Below are 15,027 nucleotides of genomic sequence, written 5' to 3' on the forward strand. Positions count from 1 at the left end.
CAATCGCGCCCGATACTGCAACCAAGGGCACCACATGGCCAAGGACACCTCGTCCCCTCAGCCATGCGTTATTGTCCGCCCCCCGATGGTCAAGACGTCGTCAAAGCGTCACGCCAGCCTTCTTCAGAGCCTGCTGCATCATGTTCATGCTGTCCTCGTTCATGCGGAACTGGATGCGCACGACACCGTCGACGATGCTGGCGACACGGCCGGGGATGGCATGGTCGCCCAGGCCGCCCACCAGCAGGTCGTCGCCCGGCTTGTTGGCCATGTGGCCGATGCGCGCGGACAGGCCGGCGGCCGACAGGTCGATGGTGCGGCCGGGGTAGACCGGGCCCGGCTTTCCCGTGGCCATGCACTGCACGCTGATGGCCAGGTCGGCCGGGATGCGCTCGAACTGGCGGCGGTCGCCGGCCCGTTCCATGGCGCCCAGGAACTCCTCCACCTCCATCTGCAGCTGTTCCGCCTGGGCGGACAGCTCGCCCGCCGCCGAATGCAGCTGGCTGGAGGCGCTGAGCGTGAACTGGGCGCTTTCCTCCACCGTGTTCATGTTGCCCGCCACCTCTGCCGTGCGGGCCGCCGCCTCCTGCACGTTGCGGCTGATCTCGGTGGTGGCCGCCCCCTGCTCGGTGACAGCCGAGGCGATGGTGGCGGAGTTGCCGCCCATCTGCTCGATGACGTCGGTGATGTAGGTGATGATGGACACGGCATCGGCGGCGGCCGTCTGCACCGCGGCGGCTCGGTTGGCGATGTCCTCCGTCGCCTTGGCCGTCTGGCCCGCCAGCGACTTGACCTCATGCGCCACCACGGCGAAGCCCTTGCCGGCCTCACCCGCCCGCGCTGCCTCGATCGTGGCGTTCAGCGCCAGCAGGTTGGTCTGCCCGGCGATATCGTTGATCAGCTGCACCACCGTCTGCACGCCGGCCGCGACATCCGACAGCTCCGCCATCACGGTGCTGGCCTTGCGTGCCTCCTCCACCGCGCGGGCGGTGGTGGCGGCGGTGAATTCCACCTGGCGGCCGATTTCCGAGCTGGACACCGTCAGCTCTTCCGTGGCGGCGGCCACGGTCTGGGCGTTCTGGTTGGCGGCGGTGGCGCCCGTGGCCACCGTCACCGCCAGTCCACTGGTGATTTCCGCCTGTTCGCGCAGGCCGCCAGAGGTCGCCTCCAGCTCCGTCGCGGCGGCAGCGACCGAGCGCAGCTTGCCCGCCACCATGGCCTTGAAGTCGCGCACCAGGACCTCCAGCGCGTCATGCCGGCGCTGCTGCGCCTCCCGCGCGGCCTCCTGCTCCTCCTCCAGCCGGCGGTTGGCCAGGGCGTTGTCGCGGAACACCTGCAGCGCGCGCGCCATCTCGCCCAGTTCATTGGGCGCCTCGGTCCCGCTGATGGTGACGGCCAGGTCGCCCTGGGCCAGGCGGCGCATGTCGCCCGTCAGCTCACCCAGGCTGCGCGACAGGCTGCGGGCGATGACGAAGGATAGCGAGCCCACCAGCAGCAGGGCGATGACGCCCTCGACCACGCCGCCCATGACCAGTGCCCGCCCTTGCGCCTGCACGTCGTCCAGGTAGACGCCGGAACCCAGGACCCAGCCCCAGGCCGGGACCAGGGTCACATAGGACAGCTTGTCCACCGGTTCCGTCTGGCCCGGACGCGGCCACTTGTAGGGCACGAAGCCGTGGCTCTGCGGCCCTGTCGCCATGGCGACGAAGTCGCGGAACATGTAGGTCCCGGCGGGGTCCTTGAAGTCGGTCATGTCCTTGCCCTCCAGATCCGGACGGCTCGGGTTCATGACCAGGACACCCTTGGTGTCGTTGACAAAGACGTATTCACCGGCGAAGCGCAGGGCCCTGAGGGCCGCCAGGGCCGCCGCTTGGGCGTCGGCCCTGGGCAGGGCACCCTGCTTTTCCTTCTGGATGTAGGCCTCGACGATGGTCTGCGCGGCCCCCACCGCGTCCTGCGCCATGTCGCGGCGATTCTCGTAAAGCTGCGTGCGCTGCTGCGCCACGCCGATGGCAATGTAGACCAGTGCCGCCAGCACGGCGACGCCCACCAGAACCCAAAGCCGCTGATTGATCGTCCGGTCATTGAACCAGCGCATCTATCAGACCCCCCTCAATAGATGTACATCCACGCGATGCTTATTCTTGATGGAATATCCGACACGCCGCGGTTCTTCAACCTTCGGCCAGTTACGCTTTCGCTGGGGCGCTGGCGGGTGAGTGGGGAGGGGCCGGGCCCCGGAAATCAACCGGCAGTCAACGGTCGGGTATTACACCGGCGTCTCAAAAGCCGTGACACATTAACCTCCCGTGAATCGAACGCCCCCACCGGAGGGTGGCCAGCACAGCCAAGTGGCGGCCCATCCTGTTCTTCCGGGTTGTCTACGAAACTAGCCTTGAGGTTAAGTTTTATCCAAATTAAAGTGGCTCTGTATATCCAGGTTGGGTAAGTCGGCGTCGGATCAATACTCGCGCACCCCCGGGTGCGGGCGGCTCCAGAACGGGGTGGCCCTCCTGGGACACAAAGTACTTCCGCTGTTTCCATAAGGGGCGCGGCGGGGGGTTGAAGACCCACGTGGCTGTGGGTGCGCCCAGAAGGGGCGTGGTGGTGCCGAGTGTGAAACATCTCAAAGAGATGTGATCGGAGAGGGTGATGGTTTCGTCTATCGGTACTGTACCGCCATCGCAGATCGCGGCTTATTCGACAGCGGCTATTCAGGCCCTGACCACTCAGGACGTCGCGGCCCTTACCACCGCCCAGATCGCTGTTCTTTCATCCACCCAGGTCACGGCCTTCACGGCCAGCCAGATGGTGTTCAGCGCCCAGCAGCTGCAGGCGTTCAGCGATGAGGATATCGCCGCCTTCAGCCCCGCCGATCTCGAAGCGCTGAAGTCCAACCAGGTGCAAGCCCTGACCTCCAGCCAAGTGGAGGCGATCACCGTCAGCCAGCTGTCGGGCCTGTCCACCACCGCCATCCGCGATTTCAGCCGCGCCCAGGTGGGCTACTTGTCCACCGGCCAGCTGAACGCCCTGTCCACCGGCCAGATCCAGGCCCTCAGCACGGCGCAGGTGCCCGGGTTGACGGCCAACCAGATTTCGGGCCTCAGCACCGCCAACCTGTCGGCGCTCAGCAGCAGCCAGGTGGCGCTGCTGACCACCGCCCAGGTCCGGGCGCTGACCACCGATCAGCTGAACGCCCTGACGACCGCGGATATGCGGGAATTCTCCGGTATACAGTTGGCGGCACTCAGCACCGATCAGGTGGTGGCGCTCAGCACCCGCAACCTCTCGGCCCTCAGCGCCGGCCAGATGCTGGGCCTGACCGCAGCCCAGGTCAACGTCTTCACCACCAGCCAGATGGCCGGCCTGACCACCCAGCAGTTGGCCAGCCTGAGCGCCACCCAGATGCGGGTGCTGGACAACGCCCAGCTGAACGCGCTCAGCACCGATGATTTCCGCGCCCTGACCACGGCGCAGATCGCCAACCTGACGACGGAACAGATTGCAGGCCTGAGCGTCGCCAACCTGTCGGCGCTGAACAGCGCCCAGGTCGCCCGGCTGAGCCAGGCCCAGGTCCAGGCCCTGACCACGGACCAGCTGAACGGCCTGACCTCCGCCGATGTGCGGGAGCTGTCCGCCACGCAGATTCTGCAGCTGTCCACCGCCCAGCTCGCCGGCCTCAGCACCAGCGGCGTGGCCGCCCTGACCACCAACCAGACCTTGCTGATGTCGGCCGCGCAGATCCGGGCGCTCAGCACCGCCCAGCTGAACGCCCTGGCCACGGCCGACGTGCGCCTGTTCAGCGCCCTGCAGTTGGCCGCCCTGACCACCGACCAGATGGGCGCCCTGGCCACCACCAGCCTGGCGGCGTTGAGCGCCACGCAGGTGACACAGCTGACGACGGCGCAGGTCGGCGCCCTCAGCTCCAGCCAGGTACAGGTCTTCTCCTCGGCACAGCTGGCCGCCCTGAGCACGGGGCAGATTCGCGCGCTGGGCGCGGATGGCCTGGCCGCCTTGGATTCGTCCCAAGTCGCGCGCCTGAGCTCGGCCCAGATCCGGGCGCTCAGCACCGACCAGCTGAACTCCCTATCCACGGCCGACATCCGGGCCCTGACCTCCGGCCAGTTGACGGCCTTGACCACGGCGCAGCTGGCCAACCTGGAAACGGACAGCCTGGCCGCCCTGTCCACCAGCCAGGTGACGCAGTTGGCCGCCGCCCAGGTCAAGGGGCTAAGCAGCGACCAGCTGAATGCCTTGGGCACCGCCGACATCCGCGCCCTGACCACGGCGCAGATCGCCGGCCTGACGACCGACCAGGTGGGCAACCTGACCACGGCCAACGTGGCGGCGCTGTCCTCCGTCCAGGTGGCGCAGCTGACGTCGGCCCAGATCAAGGTACTGACCACGGAGCAGCTGGGCGCCCTGCCCTCTGCCGACGTCCGCGCCTTCACTTCCGGCCAGCTGCGGGCGCTGACCACGGACCAGCTCTCGGCGTTGAGCGGCAGCGCCATTTCGGGCTTCACCACCACCCAGCTGAACGGCTTCACCTCCGACCAGCTGTCGGCGCTGACCACCGACCAGATGGCCGGCCTGACCACCCTGCAGGTGGCCGGCTTCGGCTCCGCCCAGGTGCGGGGCCTGACCAGCGACCAGCTGAACGCCTTCACCACCGCCGACATCGCGGCGCTGACCACCGCGCAGCTGTCGGCACTAAGCACGGATCAGCTGTCCAACCTCACCACCCTGAACGTGGCGGCGCTGACCAGCGTCCAGGTTGCGCGCCTGACGACCGCCCAGTTGAAAGCGCTGTCCAGCGACCAGATCAACGCCTTCGACACGGCGGACGCCCGCGCGCTGACGTCCACCCAGGTGAAGGCGCTGACCACCGACCAGGTGGCGGGCCTCAGCACCGCCAACCTGTCGGCCCTGACCTCCGCCCAGATCGCGAGCCTGACGGCCGACCAGGTGGGCGCGCTCAGCACCAGCCAGGTGGCGAACCTGGCCACCAACCAGGTGACGGGCCTGTCCAGCCTGCAGCTGAAGGCGCTGAACAGCGACCAGATCAACGCGCTCAGCACCGGCGACGTGCGCGTCCTGGCCACCGCCCTGACCGCAGCCCTGACCACCGACCAGGTCGCGGGCCTCAACACCGACAGCCTGGCGGCCCTCAGCACCGCGCAGGTGGCCGCGCTGTCCAGCGGCCAAGTCCGGGCGCTGGGCAGCGACCAGTTGAACGCCTTGTCCACGGCCGACATCCGCGCCCTGACCACCGCCCAGATCGGGGTGCTGACCACCGACCAGCTGTCCACCCTCAGCACCGCCACCCTGTCAGCCCTCAGCAGCACGCAGATCAACCGCCTGTCGGCCACTCAGGTGCGATCACTGGGCAGCGACCAGCTTAATGCGCTGAACAGCGCCGATCTGCGGGAATTCACCTCCACCCAGATCGGGCAGCTGACCACCGACCAGCTGTCGGGCCTGACCACGGCCAGCCTGTCCAGCCTGTCCAGCACGCAGATGCTGGGCCTGACCACGGCACAGGTGACGGCGCTGACCACCGACCAGGTGGCGGGCCTGGCGACCAGCCAGGTGGCGGGCCTGACCACGGCCCAGGTCCAGGCGCTGAACAGCGACCAGTTGAACGCCCTGTCCGCCGCCGACATCCGCGCCCTGTCCACCGCCCAGATCGGGGTGCTCAGCACCCTCCAGCTCACCAACCTGGGCACCGACGCCCTCAACGCCCTGTCGACGGCCCAGGTCACGCGCCTGACCAGCACCCAGCTGCGGGCGCTCGGCAGCGACCAGTTGGGCGCATTATCGACCGCCGACGTGCGGGCGCTGGGCTCCCAGCAGCTGGCGGCCCTGACCACGGACCAGCTGTCGACCCTCAGCACCGCCAACCTGTCGGCGCTCAGCAGCACCCAAGTCATCGGCCTGTCCAGCGCGCAGCTGCGGTCCCTGACCAGCGACCAGCTGAACGCCCTGTCCACGGCCGACATCCGGGAATTCACCTCCGCCCAGATCGCGCAGCTGACGACCGACCAGGTGTCGGCCCTGGCGTCGGATAATCTGGCGGCACTCAGCACCAGCCAGGTAGCGGGCCTCAACAGCGCCCAGCTGCGCTCGCTCACCAGCGACCAGTTGAACGCCCTGGGCAGCGCCGACATCCGGGAGTTCAGCTCCGCCCAGCTGGCGACCCTGACAACCGACCAGATTTCCACCCTGGGCACCGCCACCGTGGCGGCGCTGTCGACCACGCAGCTGGCCGGCCTGGGCACGGCCCAGGTGGGGTCGCTGACCACCGACCAGGTCGGCGCACTCACCACCCTGCAGGTGTTCAAGCTCAGTACGGCCCAGTTTCGGGCGCTCAGCAGCGACCAGCTGAACGCGCTGAACAGCGCCGACGTGCGCATCCTGACCACGGCGCAGGTGGGGGCGCTGACCAGCGACCAGCTGTTGTCCTTCAGCAGCGACACGATGGCCGCCCTCAGCACCGCCCAGGTGGCCAGCCTGTCGGCCGGCATCCTGAACGCACTGACCAGCGACCAGTTGAACGCGCTGAACACGGCCGACATCCGCGCCCTGACCACCGCCCAGGTGGCGGCACTCAGCACCAGCCAGCTGTCAACGCTCAGCACCGACAACACCGCCGCCCTCACCACCGCCCAGGTAGCCAAGCTGTCGACCACCCAGGTGGGCGCGCTGACCAGCGACCAGCTGAACGCGCTGTCCACCGCCGACGTCCGCACGCTCAGCAGCGCGCAGCTGCGGGCGCTCGGCACCGACCAGATCGCCGCACTGAACTCCACCAACCTATCGGCCCTCGGCAGCGCCCAGGTCACGGGCCTGTCCAGCACCCAGGTCCGGGCGCTGACCAGCGACCAACTTAACACCCTGACCACCGCCGACATCCGCGAGTTCTCCTCGGCCCAGGTGGCGCAGCTGACCACGGACCAGGTGTCGGCCCTGGCCACCGCCAACCTGTCGGCGCTGACGACCCAGCAGCTGGCGGGGCTCGGCACCGACCAGCTGGCGATACTGACCAGCGACCAGGTGGCGGGCCTGACGACCCAGCAGGTGACGGGCCTCAGCACCAGCCAAGTACGGTCGCTGACCACCGACCAGCTGAGCGCCTTCTCCACCGCCGACGTGCGCGCGCTGACCACGGCCCAGCTGGCGGTGCTGTCGTCCGACCAGCTGTCGGCCCTCGGCACCACCGCCACCAGCGTGCTGACCACCGCCCAGGTGGCGCAGCTGACCACGGCGCAGGTCCGCGCCCTGACCAGCGACCAGCTGAACGCCCTGTCCACGGCAGATATCCGCGCGCTGACGACGACGCAGGTCGCGGTGCTGACCACCGACCAGCTGTCGACCTTGAGTTCCACCAACCTGTCGGCGCTCAGCAGCAGCCAGGTGGGCAAGCTGTCCAGCGCCCAGGTGCAATCGCTGACCAGCGACCAGCTGAACAGCCTGACCACCGCCGACCTGAGGGAATTCACGTCGGCCCAGCTCGGCGCCCTGACCAGCGACCAGGTGTCCAACCTCAGTTCGACCAACCTGTCGGCCCTGGCCAGCAACCAGGTGGTGGGCTTCACCAGCACCCAGGTGCAAGCGCTGACCACCGATCAGCTCAACACGCTGACGACCGCCGACATCCGCGAATTCACCTCCGCCCAGGTGGGAACCCTCACCACCGATCAGCTGGCGGGCCTTTCCACCGGCGTGGTGACGGCCCTCAGCACCACCCAGCTGGCCGGCCTGACCACCGCGCAGCTCGGGGCCGTCACCAGCGACCAGGTGGCGGTGCTGTCCACGCTGCAGGTGGCCAACCTGGCGACCGCCCAGGTACAGGCGCTGACCAGCGATCAGCTGGGCGCGCTCAACAGCGCCGACGTGCGCGCCCTGACATCCGGCCAGCTGGCGGCCCTCTCGACCGACCAGATCATCACCCTCGGTACCGGCACCGTCGCCGCGCTCAGCACCTTGCAGGTGACCCGCCTGTCCACCGGCCAAGTGCAGGCGCTGACCAGCGACCAGCTGAACGCCCTGTCGACCGCCGACGTGCGCGCCCTCACCTCCGCCCAGGTCGCGGCGTTGACGACGGAGCAGCTGTCCACCCTGGGCTCCGACAACCTGTCGGCGCTCGGCAGCGCCCAGGTCAACAAGCTGTCCAGCAGCCAAATCCAGGCGCTGGGCTCTGATCAGCTGAACACCCTGACCACCGCCGACATACGGGAGCTCACGTCCGCCCAGCTGTCGGCCCTGACCACCGACCAGCTATCCAACCTCAGCTCCGACAACCTGTCGGCCCTGGCCAGCAACCAGGTGGTGGGCTTCACCAGCGCCCAGGTGCGCGTCCTGACCACCGACCAGCTGGGCGCGCTGACCTCCGCCGACATGCGGGAGTTCACCTCCACCCAGGTGCAGGCCCTGACGACCGAGCAGATCGCCGGCCTCAGCACGGCGGCGGTTTCGGCGCTGACGACCACGGAACTGGGCGGCCTGACATCATCCCAGCTGGCGGCGCTGACCACCGACCAGGTCGCCAGCCTGACCACGCTGCAGGTGTCCAAGCTTTCCACGGACCAGATCCAGGCGCTGAACAGTGACCAGCTGAACGCGTTGACGCCAACCGACGTCCGGGCGCTGACCACGGCACAGCTGCTGGCGCTGACCACCAGCCAAGTGTCAGCGTTGGGCAGCGACACGGTGGCGGCCCTCAGCACCCTGCAGGTGGGCAAGCTTTCCACCGACCAGGTCCAGGCGCTGAACAGCGACCAGTTGAACGCCCTGTCCACGGCCGACGTGCGCGCCCTCACCTCCACCCAGGTGGCGGTGCTGACGACGGATCAGCTGTCCACCCTCAGCTCCACCAACCTGTCGGCGCTGGGCAGCGCCCAGGTGAACAAGCTGTCCAGCGCCCAGGTCAGGGCCCTGACCACCGACCAGCTGGACGCGCTGACCACCGCCGACATCCGTGAATTCACCTCCGCCCAGCTGTCGGCCTTCACCACCGACCAGCTTTCCAACCTGACCTCCGATAACCTGGGCGCCCTGGCCAGCAACCAGATCGTGGGCTTGACCAGCACCCAGCTGCAGGCCATCAGCAGCGACCAGCTGAACACGCTGTCGACCGCCGACATGCGGGAATTCACGTCGGCCCAGGTGTCGGCGCTGACCACGGACCAACTGGCCGGCCTGAGCACCACCAACTTCACCGCGCTGTCGACCCTGCAGCTGGGCGGGCTGACCTCCGGCCAGGCGGCCGCGCTGACCACCGATCAGGTGGCCGCGCTCAACACCCTGCAGGTGTCCAAGCTCAGCACCGGCCAGGTGCAGGCGCTGAACAGCGACCAGCTGGGCGCGCTGTCGACCGCCGATATCCGCGCGCTGGGCACCGCGCAGCTGGCGGCCCTGACGACGGCCCAGGTGTCGGCCCTGGGCAGCGACACCGTGGCGGCGCTGTCCAGCGTCCAGATCAGCAGGCTCGGCACCGACCAGGTGGCCGCGCTGACCAGCGACCAGCTGAACGCCCTGGGCTCCATCGACGTCCGTGCCCTTACCACCGCCCAGGTCGGCGCGCTCGGCACCGGCCAGTTGTCGACGCTGACGGCCGCCACCCTGTCGGCGCTGACCAGCGCCCAGATCGGGAAGCTCAGCACCGACCAGGTGGCCTCGTTGACCAGCGACCAGCTGAACGGCCTGACCACGGCCGACATCCGCGAGTTCACCTCGGCCCAGCTGTCGGCCCTGACCACGGACCAGCTGTCCAACCTCAATACCGGCAATTTCGCGGCCCTGACCACCACGCAGCTGGCGGGCCTGACGGGCGCGCAGATAACGGCGCTGACCACCGCCCAGACCAGCACCCTCAACACGCTGCAGGTGGCGAAGCTCAGCACCGCGCAAACCCAGGCGCTGACCAGCGACCAGCTGAACACCCTGAGCAGCGCCGACGTGCAGGCGCTGACCACGGCGCAGTTGGCGGCGCTGACCACCGACCAGCTGTCCAACCTGGGCACGGACGCGGTGGCGGCCCTCAGCAGCGCCCAGGTATCCCGGCTGTCGACCGGCCAGATTCAAATCCTGAACAGCGATCAACTGAACGCGCTGACCACCCTGGATGTTCGCAATCTGACCACCGCCCAGGTCGCGGTCCTGTCCACCGCCCAGCTGTCGGCCCTGGGCTCGGACAATCTCTCGGCGCTCAGCAGCACGCAGGTCACCCGGCTGTCCAGCGACCAGCTGCGGGCGCTGTCCAGCGACCAGCTGAACAGCCTGACCACCGCCGACATGCGGGAATTCACCTCCGCCCAGCTGACCAGCCTGACCACCGACCAGCTGTCCGCGCTCACCACCGGCAACTTCGCAGCACTGACCACCACCCAGCTGGGCGGGCTGACCAGCGCCCAGGTGGCGGCGCTGACCACGGACCAAACGGAGGCCCTCAGCACGCTGCAGGTGGCCAAGCTGACCACCACGCAGGTGCAGGCGCTGACCAGCGATCAGCTGAACACGCTCAACACCGCCGACGTGCGCGCGCTGACCACCGCACAGCTGGGCGCGCTCAGCACGGATCAGCTGTCCAGCCTGAGTAGCGACACCGTGGCGGCGCTAACTACTCAGCAGGTGGCGAAGCTGACCACCGATCAGGTGCGGGTGCTGAACACCGACCAGCTGAACGCGCTCAACACCGCCGACATCCGGGCATTGACAACGGCGCAGTTGCAGGCGCTCAGCACCAGCCAGCTGTCCAGCCTGAACACCGACGGCACGGCCGCGTTGACCAGCGCCCAGGTGGCCAAGCTGACCACCGACCAGGTCGCAGCGCTGACGACCGACCAGCTGAACGCGCTCAACACCGCCGACATCCGCGCCCTGACCACGGCCCAGGTCGCCGCCCTGACCACAGCGCAATTGGCCGCGCTCAGCACCGACAACGCCGGCGCCCTGACCAGCGCCCAGGTGTCCAAGCTCGGCACCGACCAGGTGCGCGCGCTGACCAGCGACCAGTTGAACGCCTTCAGCACCATCGACATCCGTACCCTGACCACGACCCAGGTGGCGGCCCTGACCACGGCCCAGCTGTCGACGCTGGGCACCACCAACCTGGCGGCGCTCAGCACCGCCCAGCTGGGGGTGCTGACCACCGATGAAGTCCAGGTTCTGACCACCGACCAGCTGCCGGGCCTGACCACGCAGCAGGTGGCCGGCCTGAGCACCGCGCAGCTGCAGGCGCTAGGCAGCGATCAGCTGAACGCGCTGACCACCACTGAGGTGCGGGCGTTGAACAGCCTGCAAGTGGCGGCGCTGTCCACCGCCCAGGTGTCGACGCTCAGCACCGACACCGTGGCGGCGCTGACCACAGCCCAGGTGATCCGCCTGACCACCGACCAGGTGCGGGCACTGACGACCGATCAGTTGAACGCCCTGACCACGGCCGACGTGCGGTCGCTGACGACGGCTCAGATCACGGTGCTGGGCACGGCCCAGCTGTCCGCCCTGAACAGCGACAGCGTGGCGGCCCTGACCACCGCCCAGGTGGCACAGCTGACCACCGCCCATGTGGGGGCGTTGACCACCGGCCAGCTGAACGCACTGACCACCGCAGACGTGCGGGCCCTGTCGACGGCGCAGCTGAACAGCCTGTCGACCGACCAGGTGCTGGCGCTGGACACCCTGCACGTGGCGGCGCTGACCAGCGCGCAGGTGTCCCAGCTGGGCACCGGACAGATTCACGTGCTGACCAGCGACCAGCTGGTGGCCCTGCCCACGGCGGACATCCGCAGCCTGACCTCAGCCCAGATCGGGGCGCTGACCACCGATCAACTGGCCAATCTCGGCACGGCCAACCTGGCGGCCTTCACCACCGGCCAGCTGGCGGGGCTGACCAGCGACCAGTTGAACGCGCTGACCACCGACCAGCTGGGGGCGCTGACCACGGCCCAGGTGACGGGCCTGAGCACCGCGCAGATCCAGACCCTGACGACGGCCCAGCTGAACGCCCTGGCCACGGCCGACGTGAGGGTGCTGACCACCGCGCAGGTAACCGCCCTGACGACGGACCAGCTGCTGGCGCTGAACAGCGACAGCGTGGCGGCGTTGAGCAGCACCCAGGTGTCCAAGCTGACCACGGACCAGGTGCAGGTGCTGCTCAGCGACCAGTTGAACGCCCTGCCCTCCGCCGACCTGCGCGCCCTGACCACAGCCCAAATCCGGGTGCTGAGCACGGCGCAGCTGGACGGGCTGACCACAGACCAGATGCAGCGGCTGTCCACCACCCAGGTGGCGGCGCTGGCCACCAGCCAGGTGGCGGGCCTGACCACCGACAACCTGTCGGCCCTGACCAGCGACCAGGTGCAGCGGCTATCCACCGCGCAGCTTCAAGCCTTGACCACCAGCCAGGTGCACGCGCTGACCACCGATGACGTGCGGGAGCTCAGCACCAGCCAGGTCGCGGCCTTGACCACCGCCCAAGCCTACGCGCTGACCACCGATCAGCTGTCCACCATGGGCCAGAGACTGGCTCTCGCCGTCACCGGCGCCCAGGTCGCTGCCTTCTCCAGCGACCAGGTGAACGCCTGGATGAACAGCATCCTGGGTACCCCCAGCTGACGCCGGGCGCGTTCATCCAGAAACGCGCCCGGCTCCCAAATCCCTGTTGAACAAGCGGGTTCAGGCCAGGCGGCTTCAAGCTAAGCGACCGGGCGTCTGTCCCGTGGCTGTACCATGCCCGGCCGTTCCCGGATCGCGCTTAAAAAGAAACGGCCGCCCCAGGTGGGGCGGCCGCTCTTGCACTCTTTACCTTTGAAATCAGGCTCAGGCGGCCTTGCCGCTCTTCGCGATGATTTCGTCGGCCACGTTCTTCGGCACCGGGTCGTAGTGCGAGAACTCCATGGTGTAGGAGCCGCGACCCGAGGTCATGCCGCGCAGCTGACCGATGTAACCGAACATTTCGGACAGCGGCACATGGGATTCGACGGCGATGTTGTGGCCACGCTCCAACTGGCCCAGCACTGTGCCGCGACGACGGTTGATGTCGCCGATCACGTCACCCAGGTAATCGTCCGGAACCACCACTTCGACCTTCATCACCGGCTCCAGCAGGATCGGACCGGCGGTCCGGATGCCTTCGCGGAAGCAGGCCTTGGCGGCGATTTCGAACGTCAGGGCGTTCGAGTCCACTTCGTGGTACTTACCGTCCAGCAGCGTGGCTTCGAAGTCCACGGTCGGGTAGCTGGCGAGGACGCCGTCTTCCTTCTGGACTTCCAGGCCCTTGCCCACCGACGGGATGTATTCGCGCGGCACGGTGCCGCCGACGACCTTGTCCACGAAGGTGAAGCCAGCGCCGCGTTCCTTCGGCTCGAAGCGGATCTTCACTTCGGCGAACTGGCCCGAACCGCCGGTCTGCTTCTTGTGGGTGTAGGTGTACTCGACGGTCTTGGTGATCGTCTCGCGGTAGGCCACCTGCGGGCGACCCATCACACCTTCCACGCCGAACTCGGTACGCATACGGTCGAGCGTCACTTCCAGGTGCAGCTCGCCCATGCCGCGCAGCAGGGTCTGGCCGGTGTCGCGGTCCGTTTCCAGACGCAGGGACGGGTCCGCGCGGACCATCTTGCCGATGGCGGCGCCGAACTTGTCCTGGTCGGCACGGTTCTTCGGCTCCACCGACACGCTGATCACGGGGTCGGGGAAGCGCATGCGCTCCAGCACCACCGGGGCGGTGGCATCGCACAGGGTGTCACCGGTATCCGTCTCGGCCAGCGAGACGAAGGCCACGATGTCGCCCGCGCGGGCTTCTTCCAGGTCGTTCGCTTCCTTGGCGAACATTTCCACGATACGGCCGATGCGCTCACGCTTGCCGCGGGTGGTGTTCAGCAGGGAGGTGCCCTTGGCGACGACGCCCGAGTAGACGCGCACGAAGGTCAGCGAACCGTACTTGTCGTTGATGACCTTGAAAGCCAGACCGGCGAAGGGCTCGTCGTCCGACGACTTGCGCTCGCCGTTCGGGTTGCCGTCCGGGTCCACGGTCTTGATGGCCTCGACGTCCGTCGGCGACGGCAGGAAGGCGACGACCGCGTCCAGCAGCTGCTGCACGCCCTTGTTCTTGTACGAGGAACCGCACAGGACCGGGGTGAAGTCGCCCTTCAGGGTGCCGAGACGCAGGCATTCCTTCAGCACGGCGGGGGCCGGCTCTTCACCGGACTCCAGGTACTGCTCCATGGCCGCGTCGTCCTGCATCAGGCAGGTGTCGATCAGCTCGGCGCGGTACTCGCCAACCTTGCTCAGCAACTCACGGTCGTAGGCGTTGGTGATCTTCAGCTTGTCGGCCAGGTCGTCGGTGACGTCCCAGATCTCCCACTGGCTGTCCTTTTCCTCGGAGAACCAGACGTAAGCCTTCATCTCGACGAGGTCGATCATGCCCTGGAAGTTGTCTTCCGAGCCCAGCGGCAGCTGGATGACGGCCGGGGTGGCGCCCAAGCGCTTGCGGATCATGTCCACGCAGCGGCTGAAGCTGGCGCCGGAACGGTCCATCTTGTTGACGTAGCACATACGCGGAACGTTGTAGTTGTCCGCCAGGCGCCAGTTGGTCTCGGTCTGGGGCTCCACACCGGCCACGCCGTCGAACACCACCACGGCACCGTCGAGCACGCGCAGGGAGCGGTTCACCTCGATGGTGAAGTCCACGTGGCCTGGGGTGTCGATCAGGTTGATCTTCTTGTCCTTCCAGAAGCAGGACACGGCAGCGGACTGAATGGTGATGCCGCGCTTCTGTTCCTGTTCCAGGTAGTCGGTCGTGGTCGACGACTTCAGGTCCTTGGTGTCATGAATGTCGACGATCGTGTGCTTGCGACCCGTGTAGTACAGGATGCGCTCAGTGGTCGTCGTCTTGCCGGCATCGACGTGGGCGATGATGCCGATGTTGCGAATGTCGTCCAGCGGTGTGCTGCGGGGCATTAGAGGGCTCCGTCGTCCAACGTCCGGTGCAAAAGAATGAAGCCGGCGCGGGGGATGTTCAAAAAC

The 15,027-nt window shown here is 67.8% G+C and carries 3 protein-coding genes; 1 reads left to right on the forward strand and 2 read right to left on the reverse strand.

Annotation, left to right across the window (positions count from 1 at the left end; genetic code table 11):
- Positions 1-100: 100 nt before the first annotated feature.
- Positions 101-2,098: a cache domain-containing protein gene (locus Y958_RS08840; RefSeq protein WP_088871709.1), complete on the reverse strand. Its 1,998-nt coding sequence runs from the start codon at positions 2,096-2,098 to the stop codon at positions 101-103.
- 554 nt (positions 2,099-2,652) lie between these two features.
- Here Y958_RS08840 and Y958_RS08845 point away from each other — a divergent pair.
- Positions 2,653-12,615 (forward strand): hypothetical protein, encoded by a 9,963-nt coding sequence (locus Y958_RS08845; protein WP_088871710.1) that lies wholly within the window; start codon positions 2,653-2,655, stop codon positions 12,613-12,615.
- Positions 12,616-12,819: 204 nt separating this feature from the next.
- On the opposite strand, the gene fusA is transcribed toward Y958_RS08845, so the two are convergent.
- Positions 12,820-14,961 (reverse strand): elongation factor G, encoded by a 2,142-nt coding sequence (gene fusA, locus Y958_RS08850; RefSeq protein WP_004271358.1) that lies wholly within the window; start codon positions 14,959-14,961, stop codon positions 12,820-12,822.
- Positions 14,962-15,027: the final 66 nt, after the last annotated feature.

Origin of the sequence: Nitrospirillum viridazoti CBAmc (genome assembly GCF_000730165.1) — a bacterium.
GTDB lineage: Bacteria > Pseudomonadota > Alphaproteobacteria > Azospirillales > Azospirillaceae > Nitrospirillum > Nitrospirillum viridazoti.